Genomic DNA, 24,251 nt, shown 5'->3' on the forward strand with positions numbered 1-24,251 from the left:
GAACTACGATCCCGCACCGGCGGATTCGATGGACTTCTGCATGTCAGAAAGTGCGGTTTCCACGGGCTTTTCTCCCTTAATTGCGGAGTATGCGTTGTCTTGGATTGCCTTTGTCACGGCCGGGTAGAACGGCGTCACGGGACGCGGCACGGCGTTCTCGATGGACGTCTTCAGGACCGGCAGGTAGGGCAGCTTGGCTACAAGTTCCTGGTCGGTGTACAGCGATCCAAGGACCGGAGCCAGCGAGCCCTGCGTAGCGTAGAACTTCTCGCTCTCGGCCGAGGTCAGGAACTTCACGAAGTCCAGTGCAGTGGCCTTGTGCTTGGAGTACACGCTGATTGCGGTGTTGTGGCCACCCAGTGATGATGCACCGGGGCCGCTCTTGCCCGGAAGGGCAGCCATGCCGAACTTGTCCTTCACAGCCGACGAGCCTTCAGTGCTCATGAGGCTGTAAACGTAGGGCCAGTTGCGCAGGAACAGGAGCTTGCCGCTCTGGAACGCCTGGCGGCTGTCCTCTTCCTTATAGGTGATTGCTTCCTTGGGGATGTTGCCGTCCGCGTAGGCCTTGGCGAGGTTCCCCAGGCCGGCCTTGGCTTCAGCGGTGTTCAGGCTGGGCTTGCCGTCCTTGTCCAGGACTGAGCCGCCGGCGGAGTTGATGGCTTCGGCCGCGTTGACCGTGAGGCCTTCATACTTGCTGAACTGTCCCGCGTAGCAGCCGATGTTGTTCTGCTTGGCGATGGAGCACATGCCCATCATCTCGTCCCAGGTCTTGGGCGGATTGGGTACCAGGTCCTTGCGGTAGAAGAGGATGCCGCCGTCGGAAGTGCGCGGTGCAGCGTAAAGCGTGCCCTTGTACGTGGCACTGTTCACGGTGGCCGGAAGCATGGCACTCGTGTCAACCGCCATCTTGTCCTTCAGCGGCTGCAGCCAGCCCTTGGCGGCAAACTCTGCCGTCCAGACGACGTCCACGTCGGTGACGTCGTAGTCGGACTGCTTGGCCTGGAAGTGCTGGACGAGGTCGTCGTGCTGCTGGTCTGCCTGGTCGGTCTGTTCCTTGAAGGTGACCTGCTCATCCTTGTGGGCCGCATTCCACTTATCGATGAGGGGACGGATCACATTGTTGTTGTCCTTGCCCTGGACGAAGGTGATCGGGCCGCGGGCATCGAGGTTGGCGTCAGCGTCACTGCCTCCACCGCCGCCCGTGGTACCCCCTCCACCTCCGCCGCCGCAGGCGGACAACGTAAGGGCCAGGATGCCGGCAGTGGCCGCCGGAAGCAGGAATCTCGGGGTTTTCATTAGCTTGAAGCTCCTCGCTGAGTGACAAGTAAGTCGACAGTGCGCTTGCTAGGTGAGGTTGATGTGGTGACCATCACACTAGTAAGGTGACTGTCGGGAATGCAAGCGTTTACATCAAAAAGTTATCAGAGGGGAACCAAATGCCCGACCCAACCGTTCCGGCGCCCCGCCAAATGCCCTCCTGGTGGACAGACGCCGTTGTCTACCAGATCTATCCCCGGTCGTTTGCCGACGGCAACGGCGACGGGATGGGCGACCTTCGCGGTGTCCTGGACCGGCTCCCCTATCTTGAAGGGCTGGGAGTGGATGCCATCTGGCTGTCCCCGTTCTACAAGTCGCCGCAGGCCGACGGCGGTTATGACGTAGCGGACTACCGGCAAGTGGACGCGCTTTTCGGGTCGCTGGCCGACTTCGACGCCATGTTGCAGGAAGCTCACCGCCGCGGACTGAAGGTGATCGTGGACCTGGTTCCCAACCACACCTCCGATGAGCATGCGTGGTTTCGGGAAGCGCTGGCGGCGGAGCCGGGAAGCCCGGAAAGGGACCGGTACATCTTCCGGGACGGCAAGGATGAGGTGCCGGGGTCCGGGGATGGCGGACGGGCGCCCAACAACTGGAAGTCCGTCTTCGGCGGCCCGGCCTGGAGCCGCGTGGCCGAAGCCGACGGGTCACCCGGACAGTGGTACCTGCACCTCTTCGACACCAAGCAGCCGGACCTGAACTGGGAGAACCCGGAAGTGCAGGAGGAAATGCGTTCGGTGCTGCGTTTCTGGCTGGACCGCGGCGCGGACGGCTTCCGGGTGGATGTTGCCCACGGCCTGGTAAAGGAAGCGGGTCTTCCGGACTGGGATGGGGTGGCGGCGATGGTGGAAGGAACCTCCGCTCCGCGCCTGGAAAGCCACCTGCCGGGCGACGCCCCGCATGCCCACACCGATGCCGAGGAACCGCACCGGGCCGTCTCCCCGATGTACCCGCCGTCGCCGTTCTTCGACCAGGACGGGGTCCATGCCATCTACCGGGACTGGAACCGGGTCCTGGCCGAATACGGCGGTGACCGGATGATGGTGGCCGAGGCCTGGGTGGAACCTGCCGAGCGCCTGGCACGGTATGTCCGGCCCGATGAGATGCAGCAGGCCTTCAACTTCGATTTCCTGTTGGCCGGCTGGGACGCCGAACGCATGGCCGACGCCATCGACGCATCCCTGGCAGCGGCAGCATCCGTGGGTGCTCCGTGCACGTGGGTCCTCAGCAACCACGACACCGTGCGGCACAGCACCCGGTTTGGGCTCAAAGATCCCACTACTTTCCCCAAGGGCATCGGCGCCGCGGACGAACAGCCCGACGCAGCCCTGGGACTTGCCCGGGCCCGGGCCGCCTCACTGGTCGCGCTGGCGCTTCCGGGCTCGGCATACCTCTACCAGGGCGAGGAGCTGGGCCTCCCGGAGCACACCACCCTTCCCGACTCGGCCAGGCAGGACCCTACCTTCTTCCGGACCGACGGTGCCGAGATCGGCCGGGACGGCTGCCGCGTCCCGCTGCCGTGGGCAGGGGATCAACCCGGCTTCGGTTTCTCCGGAGCACTGTCAGGGGAAGCTCCCGAGCCCTGGCTCCCCCAGCCGGAAAGCTTCGGCCCCCTGGCCGCCGATCAGCAGGACGGCGAGGAGGGCTCAACGCTGGAGCTTTACCGTGCCGCCCTTGCATTCAGGTCAGCCCGGCACCTGGGCAGCGGCAGCGTGGAGTGGACGGACGAACACGCACCGGACAGTGGACTGTTGGCGTTCCGGAACGGGGAGGTGGTGGTCCTGTCCAACATGGGCTTCGCCTCGGCCCCCGTGCCCGAAGGCTATGCCGTAGTGCTCTCCAGCGGTCCCGAACCGGCCGACGACTGGACCGGGATGACAGAGGTTCCTGTGGACTGCACCGTGTACCTGCAACGGATATAGCTGCAAAGGATGAAGCGGGCAGGTGCCGCTGCGCAACTGGCGCAGCGGCACCGCGGGCGCGGCAGCCTACGGTTGGCAATGGGTTCAGCGGACCCGCTCGGCCCGGCTGAAGCGGGTCCGCGCGCCCGCCCCGATGTGGATAAGGACAGGAATTTCCTTGCCCACCACAGCTTCCATCGCGTCAAGCAGCCCGGCGACCTCCACTGCCAGCAGGTGCGGTGCCACGCCCTGGCGCGGCAGGAGACGCACCTTCAACGCGGGAGAGCCCTTGACGTCGTAGGTGGTGACGGTGGCACCGGCCAGGTCCGGCCGTCCCTCGAGGGCGTGCCGCAGCGCTTGTTCCGCCACCCCGCCGCCGATCCGGACGTCGCCGGGCGTGTCGCCGGGATCGTATTCGGCGGCCAGAAGGTTTGACCGGCCCTTTCCTTGCTGGGCAATCCAGGCAACCATGAGGCCCATCAATGCCAGCAGCGCCAGTGCCACCACAATCCACAGCCAGCTTTCCGGCCGGCCGGGGAACCGGGTGGCGTCAAAGAGCCGGTTGATGCCGCTCCACACCCCGGCGGACCAGGAGTGCCACCAGGAGGCAACCGGAGGAACGGTCGCCAGCAGCAACAGCAGGACGCCCGCCCCCAGGAGGATCAGGCCCAGCAGGGTGAGCAGGATGCGGTTGAGCAGCGCCGGTGTGCTGTTCACGCTCCGATCACCCCCGAAGGAGTGACATTGACGCGGGGAACAGGCGCCGGTTCCAGCAGCATCTGGTCCAGCTCGTCGCGGACGGCTTCAAGCACCCTGTCCTGGTCCACAGGTACACCGGAGGTGGGCCGCACGTTCACCAGAACCTGCCGCTGGGAGACAATCACCATGACCTGTTCAGGCGTGACGTTGGCGGCCAGCCGTGCCCGGCGGGCGAGGGAGGAAGCGATGACTTCGTCGTCCACCACCACCGCCGGAAGCCCTTCCTCCCGTCCGCCGGCCAGCAGATGGCGGGCGCGCTTTCCCGGGAGGATGCCGCTGAGGAGGAAGATCAGCCCCACCATGGCGAGCACGCCGCCGATCGCGGCAAGCAGCAGCGGCGAGGTTCCGGCGGGAAGATCCACGATGCGCTGCGCCGCCACCTGGGGCTCAATCAGCCACGCGGGCTGGCCCACGGCGTGCACTCCCGATTCGAGGACGCCGTAAGCGGCCAGCACAAGCACAAGGGCGGCGGCAACAACCGACACCACCGCCCGCGGGGAATGGGTCTCGCGGTACACCACCCTGCGCATGTCCGGTCCGTTGCTTCTGCGCGGTCCGCTGTTCACCGGGCGGCTTTCCACACTGCTGCTCACCGTACCCGCCCTTCTGTACTGATCCTTGCCCCGCTGATCCGGATGTCCACGCGGCTCAGCCGGGAACCGCTCAATTCCGAGACCGTTGCCAGGATGCTTTCCTTGGCCCTGACGGCGCGGTCCCAGATGGACCCGCCGAGTGCGTCCACCCGTGCAGGGTTGGCCACCACGGACTGCAACGGCGGGACGCCGATAGGGGTGACGAGGGACAAAGCCAGCAGGCCGTCGTCGTCCGTCCAGTCCGCCCGCACGTCCTGGGCGTCGACGCCCAACGCCTGGGCCGCAGCAGCCTTGGCGAGGCTGGTCAAGGCCTGGGTGCTGATCCGGTTATGGCCGCTGAGCGCCTGCCCACGCACAACGGGCGCGGGCGAGCTCATGAGGACGAGCGCCGGCCGGTGATGGCATCGAACACCCCGCGCAGGTCCAGCTTCCCTTCGGCGGCACGGCCCAGGAGCGCTCCGATTGCCATGAAGAGCAGGGAGACGAGGAAACCCCACAGTCCGAACTGCAGGGACATAAACGCCACGAAGGCGCCAATGGCGGTGCCTGCAATCGTGAGGCTCACAGCAGCGCCTCCCGTTCGGGAGCAGACGGCGCGGTTGTTTTGACCGGCGGCGGAACGTAGACATCCGCGATCTCGACGTTCACCTCGATGACCTGCAGCCCCACCAGTTCCTCAACTGCGCGGTACACGGCGGCGCGGACATTATTGGCCAATGCATGCAGCGGTGTGCCGTAGCTTGCCACCAGGGTGATATCAACAGCTACCTGCGTTTCGCCCACTTCCGCGTGGACGCCCGCAGCGTGGTCAGAACTTCCGACGGCGTCGCGGATCGCGCCCAAGGCACGGGACGGGCCCGAACCCAGGGAGTAGACCCCGGGAACCGCCCGCGCGGCGATTCCCGCCACCTTTGCCACGGCAGTCTCGGAAATTATCGTCCGGCCCGGCCCCGGAGCCGGGCTTCCGGAAGGACGGTTTGGCACCACGGGTTGTGGGTTCTGGTATTCCATCAGGCACTCCCCCTTCTGTTGTTTCCACCCTATCCCCAGGGTGCGGCACATGCGCTGGAAACTCTGCGGCCCGCCGACCGGCCTGGACTTAAAGGACCCAGGCGGGAACGCCCCCAAGGACATTCCCGCCTGAGCGGTGCCGCCTGTGTCAGCGGCGGTGCGGCAGAAGCCGCGGTCTATTCAGCTGTGCAGGCTGTCCTACTTGTAGAGGCCTTCGCCGCCAACCCTGACGTTGGTGGGCAGGTAGCCGAACGGGCCGAGGCCGTTCTGGCCGAAGCTGCGGTCCACCTGGGTCACGCCGTTCCTGAAGTTGATCTTGACAGTGGGTGACAGCGATCCGCCACGCACGCCGTTGACGTTGTCGATGAACGACTGCACGAGTCCGCCAGGCTGCACGTAGTGCGAGTATGCCTGGAACTGGCGACCGTTCTGCTGCCCGGAGATGGTACCGCTTGGGTTGTTGGCCGGCAGGTTGAGGTCGGTGGGTGAACCGAGGGCCAGGCCGCTGTTGTTCACCGGCTGGTAGTCCGAGCGCACGCCGTCACCAACAAAGCCGTAGACGCCGTCGGGGCCGCGCATGCCGGCCGCGTAGGTGAACTGGTGGCTGATCGTGTACAGGTAGTACTTGTTCTTGCCGTTTTCATTCTGGATGAAGATCTGCGGACGTTCCGTCTGGTCGTTGACGCAGTTGGCCGAAAGGATCGGCGGCAGGAAGGACCACTTGGTGAGGTCCTTGTTGTCGGCTACAGCCAGGCCCACATTGGCGGTCTGGTAGTTTGCGCCGCTGTTCTGGACGTCGCCAACGCTTTCTGCCTGGGGGTCGCCCGGCTGGTAGCCGAGGTCCTCACCCTTGCACTGGTAATCGCCGCGGGTGCCGGCGGTGTTGCCTTCGAAGACCATGAAGGTCTTGCCCGGGTGGGCGGGGTCGGCGAACGTGTACGGGTCCCGGAACGCGAAGCCCGGGTTCTGCGCCTTGGTCTGGTACATCTTTCCGTCCGGTTCCAGCAGCTTGGTGTGCTCGAAGCCGTCGAAGCTGACGCCGTTCTTGTCAGCGTGGATGTTGCCCAGGGCCTTGGCGATGGCAGCGTCAGGAGCGATCCCGCCGCCACCTGCGTTCCGCTCGGCCACGTCGTGGAAGGTGGTGGCGGTGTAGAAGACGTTGACGTGGTCGCCCTGCATGAGGCGGGTGGAGCCGGACCATTCGGTGTTGCCGATGGAGGTGTTGTCCAGGAAGAGATGGCCACCGTAGTTCCACTTGTCCTTGGCGGGGTCGGCGTTGGTTTTGCGGAAGAAGTAGCCGATCCGGGCGTTCCAGTGGCGCTGGTCGAAGCCGTAGCCGGCGTGGCGGTCGGCAACAAGGGAGAAGATGACGTCCCAGCCCTTGTAGCTGATCTGGTTGGCGTTTTCATCCGTCAGGGACCAGGTGTCCCAGACCCAGACGTCGTCATTCATGGCGGGGAAATCCTGGGGGATCTCCGGCATGGTGACGGCGGGACTCATGGAGTTCTGGCCGGGAGCCACCGTGGGATCGCTCTGCGCCATGATCTGCTTGGCGTCTGCGCGGGTCCACTTGGAGGTGAAGTCCGACGCCGGGTCGAAGGCCTCCTGCGTGTGCTCGGTGGGGAGGGCGAAACCGGGAGTGGGGGCCGGCAGCTGCCCGACCGTCGGCGGGTCCGACGGCTCGTTGGCTTGGGCAGAGGGGACGGCCAGGAAGGCCGAGGCAGCAACGGCTGCGGCCAGTGCTGCGGCGGCAGGGCGCCACCGCAGCAGCCGGTGTTGGGGGTGCTTGTGCATTTCTTGCTCTTCTCGCGGAGTTGTAACTGTTCGTGGAAGACGGGCATGTGCCCATGACCCCGAAAACAACCGCGGCCCGGTAACACCTCAGGCGTCGCCGGGGACGCCGTTGTGCTGGGGGGATCAGGACCTGGGTGGGGCCCTGCGGCCGATGGAAAGCATGCTTTCCCTCCGCCGCGCTCCACGCTAGAACGGGCGCCGGATGCAGTTCAAACCCTGTTTCACAGCCCAAAAACGGCTACCGCCGAGTAGGGTGCAAGCGCTTACGCAAGCCAACGCGCGCGCGTGCCACATCGGTTTGGCAATAATCAAATGTTGCAGGGCGGCGCGATTTTTTCCTGGCAAGACAAGCGATTTGTTGCGCAGGCCACGCCGCCGCAGTCCGCTCGTCCTGGTGGCGCCGGGCACGCACGATCCCTAAAGGCCGGCCCACCTGAGCATGACGCGCACATTCGCCGGCGCCGCCCATATTCCGTATCGATACGCAAATGTGGGCTGCGCAGGCGACCAAGGGTGTCGGTTTCGATTTTGCGTGCCAATGCCGCGGTTGGTGCGCCGGAGGTGAGGCGGGCGCCGGACAGTTGCTCCGGGGCCATCCACCTGGACAAGGGCACGGAACGCACTTGAAGAGCGGCTGGCCAATGGCGGTTAAATGAAGAAAAGCACCAGTTCCGAAGAACTGATGCTTCCCAGTGGTGGCTCCGACCGGCGTCGATCCGGTGACCTTTCGATTTTCAGTCGAACGCTCTACCAACTGAGCTACAGAGCCTAGGTGACTAGTCACCATGACAGCCGGAATTTCTTCCAACAATCAGAGCGACCCTGACGGGACTTGAACCCGCGACCTCCGCCGTGACAGGGCGGCGCGCTAACCAACTGCGCTACAGGGCCTTGCGTTTCTTGCTTTCGCAGTATCTCTACCGCTTTTTTCAAGGCTTCCAGCCTACCAGACTTTTTTAGCCTGTTTGACCAGTTCCTTGCGTACCCCCAACGGGATTCGAACCCGTGCCGCCGCCGTGAAAGGGCGGTGTCCTAGGCCGCTAGACGATGGGGGCCAGAACCCGTTCGGAACAAAATAAAAGGCGTCAAGCGAGGCTTTCCGTCTTTGTCCTTTGCGTTTCTCCGAACTGGACTCTAAAACTATAGGGCCTCCGCAGGAATTATCCAAAATCGGCGAAAAACCGCGCCGTTGGGCCGCCGCACGGGTCAAGATGGACGGATGGATGCCGTCGCAGCGCTCAATGAGATTGCTTTCTGGCTGGAGCGCGGACGCGCCGCCACCTTCAAGGTCCAGGCCTTCCGCAAAGCGGCGGCGGCCATCAGCCCCCTTGGCCCTGAGGAAGTAGCCACCCGGGCCCGGACCGGCCGGCTCAAGTCCATGAAGGGCATCGGCGACCGGACCTACGCGGTGATCCGGCAGGCTGTGGACGGCGAGGTCCCCGACTACCTGGCCGACCTCCGGGAGAAGGGCGCCCAGCCGCTGGCCTCCGGTGGGACGGAAATCCGTGGGGCATTGAGGGGCGACCTGCACAGCCACAGCGAATGGTCCGACGGCGGCTCCCCCATTGAGCTGATGGTGGCGGCAGCGGAGGTGCTGGGCCGGGAGTACCTGGCATTGACCGACCACTCCCCCAACCTCACCATCGCCAACGGGCTGTCGGCCGGGCGCCTGCTGGACCAGCTGGACGTGGTGGCAGCGATCAACAGCAACGGCGGGAACACCCGGCTGCTGACCGGGATCGAAGTGGACATCCTGGAGTCCGGCCAGCTGGACCAGGAGCCTGGGCTGCTGGACCGCCTGGACATTGTGGTGGCGAGCGTTCATTCGAAGCTGCGCGCGGACAGGAAGACCATGACCGCCCGGATGCTCGGCGGCATCCAGGACCCGCACACCAACGTCCTGGGCCACTGCACCGGGCGGCTGGTGGAGGGCACCCGCGGAACCCGGCCGCCGTCGGAATTCGACGCCGCGGAAGTGTTCGCCGCTTGCGCGGAGCATAACGTGGCCGTCGAGATCAATTCCCGACCGGAACGGCAGGACCCGCCCGATGCGCTGATCCAGCTGGCGCTGGACGCCGGCTGCCTGTTCTCGATCGACAGCGACGCGCACGCACCAGGGCAGCTGGATTTCCTGCAGTACGGTGCCGAGCGGGCCGCCCGCAACAACGTGCCTGCCGAGCGGATCATCACCACCTGGCCGGCGGACAAACTGCTGGCCTGGGCCGGTTCGAAGTAGGCCCTGGAAGGCGCAGGCACGGTTACCACCGCTGCCGACATGGCCGATTTCCGCCAGCCCGGCGTCCGATCCGGCCGTAGATTTGTCCCATGCCGCCAACCAGCCCCGCCCATGAACCCCTGACGTCCGCCACTGCAGCAGGAAAGCCCGTGAAGGCCCTCGGCGTGGCGGCCATGGTGGTCACGGTGGTCCTGTGGGCCTCAGCGTTCGTGGGCATCCGGGCCATCGGCCCCCACTTCTCCCCCGGCCCGCTGACCCTGGGCAGGCTGGCGATTGCCGCCGTCGTGCTGGCTTTCCTGGTGGTGCCGCAACTGCTCAGGAGCCGGATGCTGCCGCGGGGACGGGAATGGCTGCCCATCCTCGCCTATGGCGTGATGTGGTTTGGTGGCTATAACGTGGCGCTGAACGCCGCCGAGCACATCCTTGATGCCGGCACCAGCGCCCTGCTGATCAACGTCAACCCCATCCTGGTGGCCATCATGGCCGGCATCTTCCTCAAGGAAGGCTTCCCGCGCTGGCTGCTCATCGGCAGCACCGTGGCTTTCGCCGGCGTAGCAATGATCGCCCTCGGCTCCGGACAGCCACGGACGGGGGAAAGTTCGACGGCGGAACTGGCCGGAGTGGCGCTTTGCCTCCTTGCCGCGGTGCTCGCCGCAGTCAGCGTCATCATCCAGAAGCCGGTGGTGCGGAAGTTCCCGGCGGCGCAGGCAACCTGGTTTGGCATTGTGGTGGGGGCAGTGTGCTGCCTGCCGTTCGCCGGGCAGTTGGTGTCCGAGGTGCAGGCGGCTCCGCCGCAGGCCACGCTGGGGCTGGTGTATCTGGGGGTGTTCCCCACCGCCATCGCCTTCACCACCTGGGCGTACGCGTTGTCACTGGTGGACGCCGGGAAGCTGGCCGCCACCACATACCTGGTCCCCGGCACCACGGTCTTCATCTCCTGGCTGCTGCTTGGTGAAATCCCCTCGGCGTTGGGACTGGTGGGTGGGCTGGTATGCCTGGTGGGGGTGGGGCTCACCCGGCGGCGGAGCCGGGTCCACGGCGCCCCGCGGCCGCTTCGGCGCTAAAGTCGGGGTATGCCAGCCAGCCTTCCGCCGGGACTGCCCATCATTCCCGACGGCCCGCACGAACCGCCGGAATTCAGCATGTCCCCTGACGAGTTCGAGGCAGCCGTCCAGGATGCCCTGGACAGCATTCCGGACAGGCTGGCCCGGGCCATGGACAACGTGGCCGTCTTCATCGACGACGACTACGTGCCGGGGCCGGGGGAAGATCCGGACACCGTGCTGCTGGGACTGTACGAAGGGGTTCCGCTGACGGAACGCGATTCCTGGTGGGACGCCGGTTCGCTGCCGGACCGGATCACCATCTTCCGCGAACCCATCCTGGAGATCTGCGGTTCCAGGGACGATGTGATCCACGAGGTGGCCGTAACGGTGGTGCATGAGATCGCCCACCACTTCGGGATTTCCGATGACCGGCTGCATGAGCTGGGCTGGGGCTAGCCTTGTAAGCATGGGACACGACCACAGCCACAGCCATGGGATCACCGCCACGGGGCGGCACCGGAAACGCCTTGTGGCCGTCCTGGGAATCACGCTTGGCGTGGTGGTCATCCAGATCATCGGGGCTGTGCTGTCCGGATCGCTGTCCCTTCTCGCCGATGCGGGACATATGCTCTCGGACGCGGCAGGTGTCACCATCGCGCTCCTGGCCTCCTGGATTGCGGGCCGCCCGGCGAGCAACCAGCGGACGTACGGCTACCAGCGCGCTGAGGTCCTGGCCGCCCTCGCCAATGCGCTGATCCTGATCGTGATCTCCGTGGTCATCTTCACGGAGGCGGTCCGCCGGTTCGGTGCGCCGCCGGAGGTGCAGACGGACATCATGCTGTTTGCCGCCGTCCTCGGTGCGGTGGCCAACCTGGTTTCGCTCGTGATCCTGCGCACGGCACAGGATGAGAGCCTGAACATCCGCGGCGCCTACCTGGAAGTCCTTGGCGACCTCCTTGGTTCCGTGGCCGTCATCATCGCGGCCGCAGTGATCATGCTGACCGGCTTCCAGGCGGCGGACACCATTGCCTCCGTCCTGATCGCGCTGATGATCCTGCCGCGGGCGTGGAGCCTGCTGCGCGATGTGGTGGACGTCCTCCTGGAAGCCAGTCCCAAAGGGGTGGAGGTGCAGATGATCCGCGAGCACATCCTTTCGGTGGCCGGTGTGACGGATGTGCATGACATCCACATTTGGACCATCACGTCCGGCGTCCCCGTCTTCTCTGCCCACGTTGTGGTGGAGGACGGGGTGCTCAATGCCCGCGGCGCCGACCAGTTGCTGGACAAGCTCATCACCTGCCTGGGCTCCCACTTCGATACCGACCACTGCACCTTCCAGCTGGAACCTGCCAGCCACTCCGAGCATGAGGCGCACCAGCACGCCTGACCCCGGCCGACCACGACACACCGGACCAAAACCGCCCCTAATGACACTGTTGTGGTTTATGTTATTGGTGTGACTGCTGTTGCTAATGTGCAGAGGGTCACGTAACCTCGGACTGCTGGGGGCAGCTGAGGGGCATCGTCGTGCCGCATCCAGAACCTCACTCCCGGCCTTAACGTTGCGAGGTCTCTGCAGATGGCTTTATCCGGATCCGGCCGCAGGACCGCCGTGCTGTGCGCCGCCGTCGTCCTTTTTGCATCCGCGGCAACGCCGGCAGCCGCTGTACCGGCGCCGTCCGCTCCACTGGCCGTTCCGGCGTCGCCTGACATCCCTTCGCCGGAGGACATCGCCGCGGCTAAGGCCAGTGAGGCCGCCACGGCGGACCAGGTCGGCGCCATCGAGCGCATCCTTGCCGACGCGTCCGCAGCCCAGCAGGCAGCCTTTGCCGTGGCCATGCAGGCCAACAACTCGTACAGCGAGGCACTGGTGGAGCTGCAGCAAAGGACCGAAGCGGCATCCGTTGCATCAGCCAAAGCCTCGTCCGCCCGTGAACAGCAGGACAAGACCCGGAAGCAGGTTGGGCAGCTTGCCGGGGACCTGTACCGCAACGGCGGCCTGAACCCGACCCTCGGAACCATTGCCAGCGGCAGCGAGAGCCTGCAGCAGGCAGCCACGCTCGAGGCCTTCTCGGCCAGCCGCAGCCGGGCCTTCGAAGCGGCGGACACCGCGGCCACCGCCTACCGGTCCCTGACGGCAGCTGCCGACGACGCCACCAAAGCCGCAGACGACGCAGCGAAGACCGCTGAACAACGGAAGTCCCAGGCGGAACAGGCCAATGCCGCGCAGGCCAAGGCCGTGGCCGACGCGAAAGCGCAGCGGACCATCCTGGTGGACCAGTTGGCGCAGCTCCGCAACACCACTGTGGCCCTTGAATCGGCCCGCGTGGATGCCCTGGAACGGCAGCGTGAAGAGGCGCGGCTTGCCGCCCTGTCCGCCGCCGCAGACAAGGCCGCCCAGGAAAAAGCTGCGCAGGACAATGCCGCCCAAAACCAGGCAGCACAGAATCAGGCAGCGAACCAGAACAGCCGCGGGCAGGAACTGGCCCCGGCGGCTCCGGCAGCGCCTGCCCCGGCTGCTCCCGCCCCCGCCGCCCCTGCGCCTGCCCCGGCTGCACCCGCCCCCGTTCCTGCTCCGGTTGCCCCCGCACCCGCACCCGCACCCGCCGCACCAGCACCCGCACCCGCTGCACCGGCACCCGCACCCGCCGCGCCTGCACCGGCGCCTGCCCCTGCCCCTGCCCCTGCCACCGGCTCGGGCACCTACGAGGCAGCCATCACCGTCGCTTTGGGAAAGGTGGGCGCGCCGTACTTCTACCAGTGGGGCGGTACCGGTCCCTACGGCTTTGACTGCTCCGGGCTGGTGCAGAACGCCTTCGCCGCAGCCGGCAAGTACCTCCCCCGCACAGCTTCACAGCAATATGCCGCCGCGCCGGTCCACGTCCCCATTTCGCAGGCCCGCCGCGGCGACCTGCTGGTCTGGGGTTCGGCACCGAACTTCTACCACGTGGCCATCTACCTCGGGAACGGCCAGGTGGTGCAGGCACTCAACCCGCAGGAAGGCATCACCGTGTCCACCATCAGCTCCATGGTGGGCATGGACCTCTACCCCTACGCGGCCCGCTACTAGGCGGCACGGATGAATTGTGCGGTTGAACTGTGCGGTTGAACGGTGCGGTTGACTTCCACGGATAGATTGCTTGACTGCCTCAGCTCAGGATGTCCTTGGTGACGAACCGGCCATAGGCGAGCGCCCCGAACACTGCCATATACCCGGCCTGCAGGAGCGCATTGCTGGCAAAGGAATCCCACACCAACGGCTGACGCAACATGTCACCGAAACCAAGCCAGTAGTGGCTAAAGAGCCAGGGGTGCAGCCACTCCAGCTGCGGAAGCTGGTCAAGGACCTGCGAGACCACCGAGACCACCACGGTGGCGGCCATCGCTCCCACCGGCACCACTGTCAGCGTGGACAGGAAAAGCCCGATCGCCGAAAGGCCGGCGAGTGACACCGCCAGGTAGGCAGCGATCAGCACGATGCGCAGGGCAGCTTCGGACGGCTGGACCACCCCGCCGGACAACAGTGTCACGGGACCCACCGGGAAAAGTGCCGCGCCAATGGCAGCGCCGGCAAGACCGACGGTCAACGGGGCCACGATACAGAAGGCCAGCGCGCCCGCGTACTTGACCAGGAGGAGCCTGACCCGCCCGGCCGGTGCCACCAACAGGTACCGGAGGGTGCCCAGGTTCGCCTCCCCGGCGATCGTATCCCCCGCCACCACACCTACCGCGAGCGGCATGAACAGCGGCACGGAAACCAGCATGGCGGTGAAGGCCACAAACAGGCCGTTCTGGGTGATCCGGTCAAGGAAGGCGGGTCCCCGCCCGGGCGGGACCGCGGAAGAGACCTTCACGGCAACGGCAATCAGGACCGGAATGGCAGCGAGCGCCAGGAGCAGCGCCCAGGTCCGCCGGCGCCCGAACAGGACCTTGAGCTCCGACCCCAACAGGGACAGCCCGGAACTGCGCGGCACTGCGGCCGGCCGGGCTGTTCCGGCAGCCTCCGGAAGATCCGCGGGAACACTACTGGGCAACGTCGAATCCTTCCCCCGTGAGGGCAACAAAGCGGTCCTCAAGGCTTTCACGCTCGACGGCGAATCCCCGGACCCGGACGCCGGCCTGGACCAGGTGCGCCACGACGTCCTCGGGAAGCACCGCGGGCGGCTGGGCACCGTCCACCATGGCCGCAACGATCGTCTCGCCGTCCGGCCGCGCCCGCGCGGGTTGAGCGGGTCGGGGTTCAGTGGGTCCGGGTTCAGTGGGTCCGGGTTCAGTGGGTCCGGGTTCAGCTTGTCGGGGTTCAGCTTGTCGGGGTTCAGCGTGTCCAGGTTCCGGTACCAGCCCCAGCCGCGCGAGGACCTGCCGGGCCGCACCGCCGTCGGGCGTTACCATCCGGAGCCGGGTGCTGCCGGCCTGCCGCAACTCAGCCAGGGGCCCCTGTGCCACGAGCTTTCCTGCGCTCATGACGGCAGCGTGGGTGCACATCTGGTCCACCTCGGCCAGCAGGTGGCTGGACACGAAAACGGTGGTGCCCTCATGCGCCAGCGACCGCACCAGGTTCCGGACTTCCCGGGTGCCCTGCGGGTCCAGCCCGTTGGTGGGTTCGTCCAGTACCAGCAGGTCCCGTGGCGACAGCAAGGCGTTGGCGATGCCCAGCCGCTGCTTCATGCCCAGGGAGTACGCGTGCACCCGTTTGCCGGCGGCGTGCTCCAGGCCCACGCGCTCCAGCGCCCGCTGCACCCTCGCTTTGCGTGTGGCGGGCACGGTGTGCGGGCCCGCGGCGTCGAGCCGGTGCAGGTTGGCGGCGCCGGACAGAAAAGGGTAGAAGGCGGGGCCTTCCACCAGGGCGCCCACGCGCGGCAACACATTATGGAGCTTGCCGGGCATCTCCTGGCCCAGCAGGTGAACCGTCCCCGCGGATGCGGCCGCCAGGCCGAGCAGCATCCGGATGGTGGTGGTCTTGCCGGAGCCGTTGGGCCCCAGGAAGCCGAAGACACTCCCGTGCGGGACGGCCAGGTCCACGCTGTCGACGGCGGCCTGCCGACCAAAGTGCTTGCTGAGTCCCCGGGTCTCGATCGCCAACCCCGCGCTCACCGGGCCGGCCCCCGTCCGGCCAACACTCCCCCGTCCACCCAACACTTATTGGGCCGCTGCTGCTGCGGCCTGCAGCCGCTCCGGCGGCACCATTCCTGCGAAGATCCGGCCGTCGTCCGTGACCAGGACGTTGAGCAGGGCGGTGGAGAGCAGCCGGCCGCCGGGGACGGCAACGGCGGCCTGGGACAGCAGCGGGTCCTGCAGCAGCGACTCGGCAGCGGCAGCAGACCCACGCGCCGTGCCCACCACGGTCTCCCATCCGGCGCCGGTTACGGAAACGTCTTTAGTGGCACCGGGATGCATGCCGTCGGGGCTGTGCATGTCTGCGGGCTCATGGGGCTTGTCCGGAACGGGAAGTTCCTTGACCGTGCTGCCCGGAGGCGGGGTAAAGGTGAAGACGGACTGGTCAGGAGCCTCCAGCGAAAGGCTGGTGAACCCGGAACGGAACGCCGGGGTGTCCGCTCCGCGTGCGGTCACCTGCACGGACAGGGGCATGCCGTTTTCACCGTCGACGGCGATGGCCACCTTACCCACCAGGGTCGCGTCGGTGCGCGGCTCAATCAGCAGGTTGTAGGCAGCCCGTCCTGCGACGGAAACGTCCGGCCCCACCGAAACGGCCGTGGTCGGTTCAACCTTGGACAGGAAGCGTTGTGCCAGGTCGCCTGGCGTCGGCATCCCACCTGCCCACTGATGGTCCTTCGCCCGGGATGGATCCTGGGCATGCTCCGGCAGGGTCAAGTGTGCGGCTGTGTTGTCCTTCGACGAATAGAACCAGACGTCGCTGCCGTGGCGGACCACGTCACGTTCAGCCAGTTGGTCCATCACCTGCACGCGGGCGTTGTCCTTGCCGTCCAGGTAGACGCGCGCGGTGTGCTTGCCGGACAGCAGCTCAATCACGGATGCGGCACTCCCCGCGGCCGCGGGACCGGATGGTTTCCCGGTGGCGGGCAGCTCCGGAAGCCCCAGGTCGGCGGACTGCTCCACTGTCCCTGAGAACGTGTGCACCTGGTGGCTTGCCGCCAACTCCAGGACCTGCGCCGGCGTCTTGGCCGGAAGTGGGTTGCTGGCACCGGCCGGAAGGGAGCCGGCCAAGGCGCCCGCAGCGATCGCCAGCGGAGCCGCGACGGCGGGCAGCCACCGCAGCCATGCCCGGCGGTTCATTATGCTGTTTCGTTGCGACGGTCCGCTGGAATCCAGCGTGTTGGAGCCCATAGGTAAAGACTACGCCGGTGCAGGTGGATCGGTGTCACCCGCAGCGCCCCCATCCTGCTGCCGGCCGGGCCGTTCCGGCACTACGGTGCCCGCACCGCCGTCGACCGTTATTTGTTGGCCGGTCCTGATCAGCCCGGTAGCGTCCGCGACTCCGACCACCGCAGGTATCCCGTACTCCCTGGCCACAACTGCGCCGTGGGAATTGGCTCCGCCCATTTCCATCACCAGCCCGCCCGCAGTGAGGAACAGCGGCGTCCAGCCGGGGTCCGTGGAAGGGGCAACCAGGATTTCGCCCGGCTCAAGCCGGGCTCCCACGGGATCCAGGATGACGCGCGCGGCAGCGGTCACTGTTCCTGCCGAGGCTGCGCTGCCTGTCAGCATTCCTTCCATGGTGACGCCGACGGCGGTGCGCACCGCTTCGGGTTCGGTTCCATCCGAGAGCAGAACCCGGGGAATATGCCGGCGCCTGAGCTCCTGGGCGTAATCCTCGCGGCGGCCGGCCACGAGTGCGCGAAAGTCCTGGACGGGCGCTCCGCCGTCGGCGTCCACGGACAAGGCCTGCCTGGTTTCAACCAAGTCCAGGAAGAACACGTCGTCCTGCTGTTCGATGACGCCCGCCCGGGCCAGCTCCCCGCCCACCAGCAGCAGTTGCCGGCGGACTTCCCCGAGGCCGGTCACCAGCTGGTACTTTGGCAGCTCGCGCAGGCCGGCGAACAGCCGTGCCCTGTGCAGCGCGGCACGCACCAGCCTTCCCCGGATCCTGCCGCGGGCGGCGGCGCGGGCAACGAGCCGGTCCACCTGCGTTTCCGCGTCCTCCACGGCCTTGCTGAACTGTGCGTCAGGCGCCAGGGCCGGGTCCTCGAGCCTGAGGTAATTGGCGAGGATGCCCAGGATGTGTGCCGGCTCTTCGGACCATCGCGGCAGTCCAACGTCGATTTCGCCCACTGCCCGGTGGCCGTACTCGTCCAGGAACCGGGTGAGGCCCGCATCGAGGCGTGCGGGCAGCTGTCCGGCCTGGTACGCGGCTGCCAGGACGGTGGGATCGCCTGCCATGAGTTCGGTTCGTGATTGAACGTCTTCCCGGATTTCCTTGGCAAGGTGCCACAGCTCCAGGTCCATTTCGGTGGTGATGTTGTTGGGCAGGCCACGGATCACGGGCTGCAGCTCAGCCCAGGCATTGCCACCCAGCAGTCTTCCCGCAACGCCGAGCATGGCGAACCCCAGGGCGGGAAGGGGAAGAATTGCCGGAACAATCGGGAACAGGCGCTGCCCAAGGAGGGATTCGGCGTGGTCAAGGCGTGCCGGCGCGCCGGCACTGTCTTCGGAGCCCAGGGATGCCTCGAAGTCGCGCGTGAAGCGGTCCAGCCGCCGGAGCGCTGCCCGGGGCCGGACCAGCGCCCGGAGAAGCGTGGCGGGAACCTTGGCGCGGGCTGCGACGGGAACGATGTGATGCAGCAGCCCGAAAGGCGTCCTCGTGGTCACCGAAAAGGCGGGATCGTCGAACAGTTGCCGCATGACCGTTGCTGTCCGGGCCTCCATGATGTCGAAGACGCGGGGTACAAGGCGCCGGCCCACGGTGCTGCGGATGGGAGTGGTGAAGTCGACGTAGATCCGCTGCCCGGCCTCGGCATAGGGCGACGGTCCGCCACGGGGGTCCGGAACAGGGAAGCCTGCAGCCTGGGCGATGGAGGAGGCGACGAGCCGCAGCGCCGCAAGGCCCATGGGCGTCAGCGGGCGGGTAAGCCCCTGGGCCAGGCTGAAACAGAGATACGCCCTGGTACCGCTTGCGGCGGGGCTGCCCTGGGGGACCCTGCCCGCGGCACCGTTGCTCTCCGGGACGGGGTAGAGGGTGGTGATCGGCCTGGACTGGGTGAGCCACAGGGCCCCGGTACGGTCGATGGCCCACTCGGTGTCCTGCGGGGCGCCGAAATGATCCTCGGCCTCGAGGCCAAGGCGCGCCAGTCCAGCCAGTTGGCTGTCCGTCAGGCAGGCAGCATTGCTGGTTGCGGGAACCTTCAGGGTTTGCGTCCCGCCACCGGGAAGGGGGCGTACCGCCACGCCCTTATCTCCCAGTTTCCGTTCCAGGACCCTTCCGGTCAGGGCGTCCACCACGAAGTGGTCCGGATTGACGGCGCCTGAGACGACGGCCTCGCCCAGGCCGGGACTGGCATCGATAACGATCTGCCGCCTGCGGCCGGTCAGGGGGTTCGCCGTGAACATGACGCCGGCAGCGTCCGCGTCCACCATCCGCTGGACCACCACCGCGAGCGCAACGCCGGCCGGATCGATCCCCAGGCTTGCCCGGTAGGCGGTTGCCCGGTCCGTCCACAGCGACGCCCAGCAGTTGCGGACGGCCTCAAGCAGGGCAGGCACTCCGACGACGTTGAGGTAGGTGTCCTGCTGCCCGGCGAAGCTGGCGAATGGCAGGTCTTCTGCGGTGGCCGAGGACCTGACCGCTACCGGAACATCGGGTCCCAGGGCCGCGTACGCCTGTTCCACCTCGCGGGAAACCGCCGCCGGAAGCGGAAGTGCCAGGATCGCGGCACGGGCTGTTTCAGCCAGCCCTGCCACGTCATGCGGTTCCGTAACGCCGGACCGGGCGGCGTCCCCCAGGGTGGCATAAACCCCGGCCAGCGCGGGAGGCAGGGAGTCGGGGGCGCCGGTTGCCTGCCGGTATGCAGCGGTAGTGAGGCAGAAACCCTCCGGGACCGGCAACCCTGCGGACAACAGCTCTCCAAGGTTGGCTGCCTTGCCACCCGCCAAGCCCAGCATTCCGGCGTCGAGCCGGCGCAGGTCCAGCACCAGCCCGGCGTCCGTGCTGGTGCCGACTTTTGACAGCCCTGGCTGCTCCATGTCCCAGATGCCTTATCCGAGCGGCGGTATTCCGGGGATGCCTTGCTGTTTGTCCGGTGCCGGCTAGGCGGCGTCGCCGAGGATCGGACCGAACCGCGCACGGTCCGCCAGGCGGGGGTCTTCCCGGTCCGGGACCACCATGACCGGGCCCTTTGCATGGTGCAGGACGCCATCGGACGTTGAGCCCAGAAGCATTCCGGTGAAGCCCCCGCGGCCGCGGGTACCCACCACCACCAGTTCCACGTGCCGGCTTTCCTCCACGAGCACGTCCACCGGCGAACCGTCCTTCAGCTCGTAGTCAGCCCGCAGGTGCGGGTAGTGGCTGCGGAGCCACGCCATGCCGGCCTCCAGGGTGACCCGGATATCGTCAAACAATGCCTTCCGGTCCATGGGTGCGGGAACCCAGGCCAGGGAACCGCTGTACTGGGGGACGGCACAGATCACGCGGAGCGAGGCACCCAGCCGTTCGGCCTGGTCGGCTGCTTCGAGGACGGCAACGCGTGCCTGCTCGGAGCCATCGACGCCGACCACCACCACGTTCTCCACCAGCCGGTGGCCGGACTTGGCCTGCTCCGCCTTGACGCGGCGGTCCTCGGTGGTTTCACCGAGCCGGTCCGAACAGAACAAGGGGACCGTCACGGTGGGGCATTTTGCATGGGCAGGCAGGGCACTGCTGACCGATCCCAGGAGGCGGCCCACGAAGCCGCCGCGGCCGCGGGTGCCCACCACCAGGAGTTGCGCGGTTTCGGAGATTTCCAGCAGGACTCCTGCTGCGTCGCCGTTCTCTACGGAGGAACTGACATCAATGTCGTAAGCGGAAACCTTTTCAACAGCCTGCTTGGCGATGGCCTCGGCACCTTCACGGATGACGGAATCGTCCACCGTGGCATAGCCTCCGTCCAGTCCGGACGCGGCGAAGATCGGCACGGAATAGGCGGTGACGATATGGAGCGGACGACGGCGGCGCTGGGCTTCCCGCGCGGCCCACACCAAGGCGCACTGGCCATGGTCCGAACCGTCCACGCCCACCACGATGCCGTGGGGAGCGGGTGACGCACCACCACCGTCCCGGGCCTGGTCCGGGTGCAACTCTCGTGAGCCCATGGGGGCCGCCTCCTCGCGATACGCCTGATGTTGCGGCTATTCTGCCAGAAAACGGACCACTCCCCGTGCATCCCGGCCCCCAGCGGCACCGGCAGGAAAAGGGCCGTTCCCGATTCCCACTATTCTCCGTCCCCCAGGGCTTAGCAAGCCTGTTCAGGGGCGGGTAGGCCGGGTTATCCACAGGCCCTCCGGAGCGGCTGGGAAAGCGCCTTCATGTCATCAGAAACGTTTTCCTCATTGGGCTATCCACGGCCGCATTTGTTCTGTAGTCTTCAGGACATTGTTGGTCCGGGACGCCAACCGCAGCTTCCTGCGCGCACTGTCCCGGGCCATGCGCTGCGGCCGTACTTGGGGGTAACGGGACGCGGGCCGGCGAGGACGCCGGCACCTGCCGAAAGCTTCGAAGGAGGGAAACTGTAGTGTCAAGCATGCCTGGGGATGCCCAGACCGAACAGACCACCACTGTCATCATTGGCACGGGCCTGTCCGGGCTTGCCGTGGCCGCAGAACTGCGCCGCCACCGCGTGGCCTCCATTGTGGTGGACGGGCTGGACATCCTCGGCGCCGGGCAACCCGCAAACACGTCATCGCTGCAGCGCTGCGACGCGGCGGACAGCGACACCCTCCGGGAGCGCAACGAGATCCTGCGCCATTTGCGCAATTACGCCACAAGCCACAGCGTGGACGTCCGGAACACAACCCGCGCGGTCCAGCTGACCATGCTCCAGGGACCCGGGCACGGCGCCGCTCCGCAATGGCAGGTGCACACCCCCACCGGCATCCTGGTGGCCGACCACATCGTCCTGACCAGGTGCGCCCACAGCCAGCTGCGGCGCATGCTCAACGACTTCGGGATCGCCGTAGGCCGGAACGTGGCAGCGGCCATGCGGGCCATTGGCATCTACCTGGTGGGAGTGGGTGAGCTGATCACGCCGTCGCCCAAGGAAGTACTGCGCCAGGCCAAGACGGTGGGCCAGGCCATCTCCGCCAAGGTCAATCCGGGCAGTGGCCACCCGTCCGGCGGCGCCTTCCCGGCAACGGGCAGCTTTGCGGTGCTGACCTGCTGACAGCCCTGCCCGCCGCCAGGCCGGAGCCGGCCGGCACCCCCGGGCCGGGCTACCCCCGGCCGTCCTCCCCGGCATCCATGCCGTCCCCGTCATCCCCGTCGCCTGTGAGCCGGCGCCGGGCCAGGACACCGAGGGCCACCAGCAGCCCCACGGCAACGGCCGCAAAAATCACGATGCTCCACTGGAAGGGCTCGCCGGCATTGGCAGGCACGGACGGCTCCTCCGTAACCCCGGGCTGTGCTGTACCCATTCCCGGAACTGCACCCGCCGCCGTCGGACTGGCCGGGCCCGCCGTTGCGGACGGGTCGCCTGTGGCCGCGGTGAAAGTGAATGTGCCCTCAATGGGGTGCGAGTCCGAACTGACCACGCGCCATGCCACGGTGTACTTCCCCGCGGGGCCGCCTGGCCGAAGCTTTTGGGTGGCCACGTTGTCCACGATCTGCACGGACCCCTCAGCCCATTCGGTACCGCCGGCGTCCTTGACCGAGAACGACGAGCCGATGCCCAGCGGCTTGTTGCTGAAGGTCACCGAAACCTCGCCGGGCGGCGCCGGCAGCGCCGCACCCTGGGCCGGGCTGGTGGACTCTGCGGCATCATGGGCGCTGGCCGGGCCCGCCAGGCCCAGCATCGCGGCGGCGAGGACAACGGAGAGGACGAAGAAACCGGGCACAAAGCCCAGCAGTCGGCGGCGGACGTGGCGCATGTTTGGGCTGCTCCTTGTGTTGGCTTCCTTACAGACTAGGCGCATTTGCCGGCCCATTCCCTGCCGCCCCCTTAGGATGCAGGTATCCCCACACACTTCCCCGGAGGACTAATGCTTAAGCAAGGCTCTGCCCTGGACCGGTATTTCAGGGTCACCGAGCGCGGTTCCAACCTTTCCCGCGAGATCCGCGGCGGGTTCGCCACCTTCTTCGCCATGAGCTACATCGTGGTGCTGAACCCGCTGATCCTGTCCGGTCCGGACTCGAACGGCACCACACTGGGCTTCACCGCCGTGGCCGCCGTGACCGCGTTCGTGGCAGGCATCCTGACCATCCTGATGGGCGCCTGGGGCCGGCACCCCTTCGCGCTGGCCACCGGCCTCGGCGTGAATGCCTTCGTGGCCGTCACCGTGGCCACAAACCCGGAACTCAGCTGGCCGGACATGATGGGCCTGGTGGTCCTCTCCGGCGTCACCATGCTGATCCTGGTCCTCACCGGCTTCCGGACCGCCGTCTTCAAGGCCGTGCCGGACGGCCTCAAGACGGCAATCGTGGTGGGCATCGGCCTGTTCATCGCCCTGATCGGGCTGGTCAACGCCGGATTCGTGCGGCGCATTCCGGACGTTGCAGGCACCACGGTGCCCGTTGGCCTTGGCTTCGAAGGCAAGCTGCTGGGCTGGCCCACGGCCGTGTTCGTTTTCGGCCTGATCCTGACCATCGCCCTTGTGGTGCGCAAGATCAAGGGCGCCATCCTGATCGGCATCATCACCTCCACCGTGCTGTCCGTGATCCTTGAGACAACCCTGCACATCGGACCCAGCTTCGACGGCAAGAACTTCAACCCCCAGGGCTGGTCCCTGGTGGCGCCGGCGTTCTCCGGCTGGGCCGCCCCTGACCTGTCCCTGATCGGCAAGGCCAATCCCTTCGGCGCCTTCGAACACCTCGGCTTCGTGGCCGCCACCCTGCTGGCCTTCGTAATCCTGCTCAGCATCTTCTTCGACGCCATGGGCACCATGGTGGGCCTGGCCAACGAGGCCGGGACGGTGGACGAGCACGGCAACATTCCCGACGTCGACCGCGTGCTCCAGGTGGACGCACTCGGCGCCATCATCGGCGGCGGCGCTTCCGTCTCCTCCAACCAGATCTATGTCGAGGCCGGCGCCGGCATCGGCGAAGGCGCCCGCACCGGTATCGCCTCGGTGGTCACCGGCCTGCTGTTCCTGGTGGCCATGTTTTTCACCCCGCTGATCAACCTGGTGCCGTTCGAGGCCGTGGCCCCGGCGCTGGTAGTGGTGGGCTTCATGATGGTGTCCCAGGTGGGCAAGATCGACTGGCAGGACTGGGGCATCGCCATCCCGGCGTTCCTGACGTTCACCCTGATGCCGTTCACCTACTCCATCGCCAACGGCCTGGGCGCAGGCTTCATCGCGTACGTCCTGATCCGCACCGTCCAGGGACGGGTCAAGGACATCCACCCGCTGATGTGGGCCGTGGCCGCGGCGTTCGCACTGTTCTTCGCCATCGGGCCCATCGAGGCCGCACTGGGCATGTAGCTAGACCCCT

General features: G+C 66.9%; 21 protein-coding genes and 3 tRNA genes. 8 read left to right on the plus strand and 16 right to left on the minus strand.

Features of this window, described 5'->3' with window-relative positions:
* Nucleotides 1–3: 3 nt before the first annotated feature.
* Nucleotides 4–1,296, minus strand: coding sequence for an ABC transporter substrate-binding protein (locus AC6JAM_RS06160; protein WP_018771699.1), 1,293 nt, complete (start codon nt 1,294–1,296; stop codon nt 4–6).
* A 140-nt stretch (nt 1,297–1,436) separates the two neighbouring features.
* Here AC6JAM_RS06160 and AC6JAM_RS06165 point away from each other — a divergent pair, with 140 nt between their 5' ends.
* The gene (locus AC6JAM_RS06165) at nt 1,437–3,239 is read left to right on the plus strand and encodes a glycoside hydrolase family 13 protein (protein WP_488315142.1); all 1,803 of its coding nucleotides are present in this window, start codon (nt 1,437–1,439) and stop codon (nt 3,237–3,239) included.
* 84 nt (nt 3,240–3,323) lie between these two features.
* Here AC6JAM_RS06165 and AC6JAM_RS06170 read toward each other — a convergent pair whose 3' ends face one another.
* The 9 genes from AC6JAM_RS06170 to AC6JAM_RS06210 all read right to left on the minus strand — a co-directional run bounded on the left by AC6JAM_RS06170 (nt 3,324) and on the right by AC6JAM_RS06210 (nt 8,430).
* Nucleotides 3,324–3,935, minus strand: a complete 612-nt coding sequence (locus AC6JAM_RS06170; protein WP_134165193.1) for a hypothetical protein — start codon at nt 3,933–3,935, stop codon at nt 3,324–3,326.
* On the minus strand, nt 3,932–4,570 hold the full coding sequence (locus AC6JAM_RS06175) for an Asp23/Gls24 family envelope stress response protein (protein WP_224084256.1): 639 nt from the start codon (nt 4,568–4,570) through the stop codon (nt 3,932–3,934). The genes AC6JAM_RS06170 and AC6JAM_RS06175 overlap by 4 nt, the downstream gene beginning before the upstream one ends.
* Nucleotides 4,567–4,947 carry a hypothetical protein gene (locus AC6JAM_RS06180; protein ID WP_018771703.1) on the minus strand — a complete coding sequence of 127 codons (381 nt, stop codon included), beginning with the start codon at nt 4,945–4,947 and terminating at the stop codon, nt 4,567–4,569. The genes AC6JAM_RS06175 and AC6JAM_RS06180 overlap by 4 nt, the downstream gene beginning before the upstream one ends.
* Entirely contained in the window at nt 4,944–5,135 is a 192-nt protein-coding gene (locus AC6JAM_RS06185; protein ID WP_018771704.1) for a membrane protein, read from the minus strand. The genes AC6JAM_RS06180 and AC6JAM_RS06185 overlap by 4 nt, the downstream gene beginning before the upstream one ends.
* Nucleotides 5,132–5,581, minus strand: a complete 450-nt coding sequence (locus AC6JAM_RS06190) for an Asp23/Gls24 family envelope stress response protein (protein WP_026266136.1) — start codon at nt 5,579–5,581, stop codon at nt 5,132–5,134. Before AC6JAM_RS06190 ends, AC6JAM_RS06185 begins: the two co-directional genes overlap by 4 nt.
* A gap of 198 nt (nt 5,582–5,779) precedes the next feature.
* Complete coding sequence (locus AC6JAM_RS06195) at nt 5,780–7,375, minus strand: glycoside hydrolase family 68 protein (RefSeq protein WP_497934281.1); 1,596 nt, start codon at nt 7,373–7,375, stop codon at nt 5,780–5,782.
* Nucleotides 7,376–8,068: 693 nt separating this feature from the next.
* Nucleotides 8,069–8,144: transfer RNA gene (locus AC6JAM_RS06200), tRNA-Phe, on the minus strand.
* A 48-nt stretch (nt 8,145–8,192) separates the two neighbouring features.
* Nucleotides 8,193–8,266: transfer RNA gene (locus AC6JAM_RS06205), tRNA-Asp, on the minus strand.
* Nucleotides 8,267–8,357: 91 nt separating this feature from the next.
* Nucleotides 8,358–8,430, minus strand: a tRNA-Glu gene (locus AC6JAM_RS06210).
* A 164-nt stretch (nt 8,431–8,594) separates the two neighbouring features.
* On the opposite strand from AC6JAM_RS06210, the gene AC6JAM_RS06215 reads away from it, so the two are divergent.
* The 5 genes from AC6JAM_RS06215 to AC6JAM_RS06235 all read left to right on the plus strand — a co-directional run bounded on the left by AC6JAM_RS06215 (nt 8,595) and on the right by AC6JAM_RS06235 (nt 13,727).
* Nucleotides 8,595–9,611 carry a PHP domain-containing protein gene (locus AC6JAM_RS06215; protein WP_018771707.1) on the plus strand — a complete coding sequence of 339 codons (1,017 nt, stop codon included), beginning with the start codon at nt 8,595–8,597 and terminating at the stop codon, nt 9,609–9,611.
* 89 nt (nt 9,612–9,700) lie between these two features.
* The gene (locus AC6JAM_RS06220) at nt 9,701–10,675 is read left to right on the plus strand and encodes a DMT family transporter (RefSeq protein ID WP_497934282.1); all 975 of its coding nucleotides are present in this window, start codon (nt 9,701–9,703) and stop codon (nt 10,673–10,675) included.
* A gap of 9 nt (nt 10,676–10,684) precedes the next feature.
* The gene (locus AC6JAM_RS06225; protein WP_497934283.1) at nt 10,685–11,113 is read left to right on the plus strand and encodes a metallopeptidase family protein; all 429 of its coding nucleotides are present in this window, start codon (nt 10,685–10,687) and stop codon (nt 11,111–11,113) included.
* A 10-nt stretch (nt 11,114–11,123) separates the two neighbouring features.
* Entirely contained in the window at nt 11,124–12,044 is a 921-nt protein-coding gene (locus tag AC6JAM_RS06230) for a cation diffusion facilitator family transporter (protein ID WP_134165195.1), read from the plus strand.
* A 192-nt stretch (nt 12,045–12,236) separates the two neighbouring features.
* Nucleotides 12,237–13,727, plus strand: coding sequence for a C40 family peptidase (locus AC6JAM_RS06235; RefSeq protein WP_497934284.1), 1,491 nt, complete (start codon nt 12,237–12,239; stop codon nt 13,725–13,727).
* A 79-nt stretch (nt 13,728–13,806) separates the two neighbouring features.
* On the opposite strand, the gene AC6JAM_RS06240 is transcribed toward AC6JAM_RS06235, so the two are convergent.
* From AC6JAM_RS06240 to AC6JAM_RS06260, 5 genes are all read right to left on the minus strand, one after another.
* Nucleotides 13,807–14,691, minus strand: a complete 885-nt coding sequence (locus AC6JAM_RS06240; RefSeq protein ID WP_056392266.1) for an ABC transporter permease — start codon at nt 14,689–14,691, stop codon at nt 13,807–13,809.
* Nucleotides 14,681–15,751 (minus strand): ABC transporter ATP-binding protein, encoded by a 1,071-nt coding sequence (locus AC6JAM_RS06245; RefSeq protein ID WP_497934285.1) that lies wholly within the window; start codon nt 15,749–15,751, stop codon nt 14,681–14,683. The genes AC6JAM_RS06240 and AC6JAM_RS06245 overlap by 11 nt, the downstream gene beginning before the upstream one ends.
* 45 nt (nt 15,752–15,796) lie before the next feature.
* Nucleotides 15,797–16,912 carry a LolA family protein gene (locus tag AC6JAM_RS06250; RefSeq protein ID WP_018771714.1) on the minus strand — a complete coding sequence of 372 codons (1,116 nt, stop codon included), beginning with the start codon at nt 16,910–16,912 and terminating at the stop codon, nt 15,797–15,799.
* 60 nt (nt 16,913–16,972) lie between these two features.
* On the minus strand, nt 16,973–19,816 hold the full coding sequence (locus tag AC6JAM_RS06255; RefSeq protein ID WP_497934286.1) for a PEP/pyruvate-binding domain-containing protein: 2,844 nt from the start codon (nt 19,814–19,816) through the stop codon (nt 16,973–16,975).
* A 63-nt stretch (nt 19,817–19,879) separates the two neighbouring features.
* Entirely contained in the window at nt 19,880–20,920 is a 1,041-nt protein-coding gene (locus AC6JAM_RS06260) for a universal stress protein (protein WP_224084250.1), read from the minus strand.
* A gap of 428 nt (nt 20,921–21,348) precedes the next feature.
* On the opposite strand from AC6JAM_RS06260, the gene AC6JAM_RS06265 reads away from it, so the two are divergent.
* On the plus strand, nt 21,349–21,987 hold the full coding sequence (locus AC6JAM_RS06265) for an NAD(P)/FAD-dependent oxidoreductase (protein WP_018771717.1): 639 nt from the start codon (nt 21,349–21,351) through the stop codon (nt 21,985–21,987).
* Between the two features lie 49 nt (nt 21,988–22,036).
* On the opposite strand, the gene AC6JAM_RS06270 is transcribed toward AC6JAM_RS06265, so the two are convergent.
* On the minus strand, nt 22,037–22,690 hold the full coding sequence (locus AC6JAM_RS06270) for a copper resistance CopC family protein (protein ID WP_018771718.1): 654 nt from the start codon (nt 22,688–22,690) through the stop codon (nt 22,037–22,039).
* A 111-nt stretch (nt 22,691–22,801) separates the two neighbouring features.
* Here AC6JAM_RS06270 and AC6JAM_RS06275 point away from each other — a divergent pair, with 111 nt between their 5' ends.
* Nucleotides 22,802–24,241: an NCS2 family permease gene (locus AC6JAM_RS06275; protein ID WP_056392274.1), complete on the plus strand. Its 1,440-nt coding sequence runs from the start codon at nt 22,802–22,804 to the stop codon at nt 24,239–24,241.
* Nucleotides 24,242–24,251 lie beyond the last annotated feature (10 nt).

Source organism: Arthrobacter sp. GmRoot5-12 (assembly GCF_059739365.1).

What these genes read in the sequence shown, in the direction of transcription:
- AC6JAM_RS06255 (WP_497934286.1), bottom strand. Translation starts at nt 19,816, where the DNA reads ATGGAGCAGCCAGGGCTGTCAAAAGTCGGCACCAGCACGGACGCCGGG.
- AC6JAM_RS06190 (WP_026266136.1), bottom strand. Translation starts at nt 5,581, where the DNA reads ATGGAATACCAGAACCCACAACCCGTGGTGCCAAACCGTCCTTCCGGA.
- AC6JAM_RS06270 (WP_018771718.1), bottom strand. Translation starts at nt 22,690, where the DNA reads ATGCGCCACGTCCGCCGCCGACTGCTGGGCTTTGTGCCCGGTTTCTTC.
- AC6JAM_RS06220 (WP_497934282.1), top strand. Translation starts at nt 9,701, where the DNA reads ATGCCGCCAACCAGCCCCGCCCATGAACCCCTGACGTCCGCCACTGCA.
- AC6JAM_RS06215 (WP_018771707.1), top strand. Translation starts at nt 8,595, where the DNA reads ATGGATGCCGTCGCAGCGCTCAATGAGATTGCTTTCTGGCTGGAGCGC.
- AC6JAM_RS06160 (WP_018771699.1), bottom strand. Translation starts at nt 1,296, where the DNA reads ATGAAAACCCCGAGATTCCTGCTTCCGGCGGCCACTGCCGGCATCCTG.
- AC6JAM_RS06250 (WP_018771714.1), bottom strand. Translation starts at nt 16,912, where the DNA reads ATGAACCGCCGGGCATGGCTGCGGTGGCTGCCCGCCGTCGCGGCTCCG.
- AC6JAM_RS06265 (WP_018771717.1), top strand. Translation starts at nt 21,349, where the DNA reads ATGCCTGGGGATGCCCAGACCGAACAGACCACCACTGTCATCATTGGC.
- AC6JAM_RS06165 (WP_488315142.1), top strand. Translation starts at nt 1,437, where the DNA reads ATGCCCGACCCAACCGTTCCGGCGCCCCGCCAAATGCCCTCCTGGTGG.
- AC6JAM_RS06230 (WP_134165195.1), top strand. Translation starts at nt 11,124, where the DNA reads ATGGGACACGACCACAGCCACAGCCATGGGATCACCGCCACGGGGCGG.
- AC6JAM_RS06180 (WP_018771703.1), bottom strand. Translation starts at nt 4,947, where the DNA reads ATGAGCTCGCCCGCGCCCGTTGTGCGTGGGCAGGCGCTCAGCGGCCAT.
- AC6JAM_RS06275 (WP_056392274.1), top strand. Translation starts at nt 22,802, where the DNA reads ATGCTTAAGCAAGGCTCTGCCCTGGACCGGTATTTCAGGGTCACCGAG.
- AC6JAM_RS06235 (WP_497934284.1), top strand. Translation starts at nt 12,237, where the DNA reads ATGGCTTTATCCGGATCCGGCCGCAGGACCGCCGTGCTGTGCGCCGCC.
- AC6JAM_RS06260 (WP_224084250.1), bottom strand. Translation starts at nt 20,920, where the DNA reads ATGGGCTCACGAGAGTTGCACCCGGACCAGGCCCGGGACGGTGGTGGT.
- AC6JAM_RS06225 (WP_497934283.1), top strand. Translation starts at nt 10,685, where the DNA reads ATGCCAGCCAGCCTTCCGCCGGGACTGCCCATCATTCCCGACGGCCCG.
- AC6JAM_RS06195 (WP_497934281.1), bottom strand. Translation starts at nt 7,375, where the DNA reads ATGCACAAGCACCCCCAACACCGGCTGCTGCGGTGGCGCCCTGCCGCC.